This is a genomic window from Vibrio sp. 2033, from assembly GCF_033339735.1.
Genome location: NZ_JAWOVC010000402.1, coordinates 1 through 670, shown reverse-complemented (window position 1 = coordinate 670; position 670 = coordinate 1). Strand labels below are relative to the sequence as shown.

Annotated in this window: 1 pseudogene; it reads left to right on the top strand. The window is 49.0% G+C overall.

Features of this window, described 5'->3' with window-relative positions:
- Positions 1–670 (top strand): annotated as a pseudogene (locus R7P74_RS26845) (bifunctional [glutamate--ammonia ligase]-adenylyl-L-tyrosine phosphorylase/[glutamate--ammonia-ligase] adenylyltransferase); the annotation flags it as partial.

The window sequence follows — 670 nt, the reverse complement described above, 5'->3', positions numbered from 1 at the left end:
CTTGAAGAGTCATTACGTCATTTGTCCCAAGTGGCAGAGGCGATGATCTTTGAGACATACCAATGGCAATACAAAATTTGCTGCGCAGAATGGGGAACGCCAACAAATGCAGAGGGTGAAGCTCAACCGATGTTGATCATTGGGATGGGCAAGCTAGGCGGCGGTGAACTGAATTTCTCTTCCGATATCGACCTGATTTTTACTTACCCTGAAAACGGCGAAACCCAAGGTGCCCGCCGCAGTATTGCTAACGCGCAGTTCTTTACTCGTCTTGGTCAGCGAATCATCAAAGCACTCGATCAACAGACGTTTGATGGTTTTTGTTATCGCGTCGACATGCGGCTGCGACCGTTTGGAGAAAGCGGCCCGTTGGTAATGAGCTATGCTGCGTTGGAAGATTACTACCAAGAGCAAGGACGAGACTGGGAACGTTACGCGATGATCAAAGCGCGCGTGATGGGATGCGAAATGTATCCGCAATATCAAGAGCTACGCAAAATGTTGCGTCCGTTTGTGTTCCGTCGTTACATCGACTTTAGTGCGATTCAGTCGTTGCGCCGCATGAAATCAATGATCAGCAGTGAAGTGCGACGTCGCGGTTTAACCAACAACATCAAGCTGGGCGCTGGTGGTATTCGAGAAATTGAGTTTATCGCGCAAGTTTTCCAAC